The organism is Aeromicrobium phragmitis (assembly GCF_003674095.1).
In the GTDB taxonomy this organism is placed as follows: domain Bacteria; phylum Actinomycetota; class Actinomycetes; order Propionibacteriales; family Nocardioidaceae; genus Aeromicrobium; species Aeromicrobium phragmitis.
The window spans coordinates 1-800 of record NZ_RDBF01000034.1; the positions used below are offsets into that span (position 1 = coordinate 1).

An 800-nucleotide genomic window follows, 5' to 3' on the forward strand; every position below is an offset into this window, starting at 1 on the left:
TACCCACGGTGGCCCTGACGGCCGGGTCGGGGGTGTTGACGTCGAACACCTGGTAGCCGCCCTGGTCCAGTAGTCGGGTCAGCCCCGCACCATAGGTGCCGGTCTGCTCGACCCCGACCCGCTCGACCTGCCACTGGCCCAGCCAGTCGATCAACGCCCGGCACCCAGCGCTGCCAGTGGTGAACTCCCGATCAGCAATCCGGCGGCCGTCAGCATCGATCACCGCCGCGTGATGAGTCACCTTGTGGGTATCGATACCGGCGAACACCACTTGCGTGGCCGGCTCGGTCATGGTCATCCTGGACACTGCGATCTGTCTCCTTCACTGATGTGGAGGATGACTTCACCGAGCCGGGCGGACACCACGGTGATGAGCCAGCCTGATCGCGGCAGGTTCCTATCAAGTCACAACCCCGCCCGGCTCGGCCCCTCACTACCTGCCAGACAACGCCGCCACCAACGCCGACACGTCCACTCCAAGACAACCCGCAGGGCGTCAGTCTCGATACAAGTCAGAACGCCAGCAACAGCCCACACCCATCTTCACCGTTCTCGGTGGTCGAGGTCGCAGTTTTGCGTTTTCTTCGTCTCCATCGCGGCTATGCCCCTTATGCGATGGCTCCATTCCCGGATATCGACAGGTGCCGTCTCTGGAGCGGCCGCCGAGGTGAGCCGCCCGTGAGCACATCCCTACCGGGAGCAGGCGCGTTAGTTACCGCCGAGTACCGTAGGTTCGTGACTTTTCGACGTTTCGTGGCTTTGGGAGATTCGTTCACCGAAGGTGTCGGTGACCCGGACCC

The 800-nt window shown here is 63.4% G+C and carries 1 protein-coding gene; it reads right to left on the reverse strand.

The window, feature by feature from the left end; translation table 11 throughout:
• On the reverse strand, positions 1–292 hold a 292-nt coding region (locus D9V41_RS16100; RefSeq protein ID WP_166376082.1), incomplete at its 3' end, for an IS110 family transposase.
• Positions 293–800: the final 508 nt, after the last annotated feature.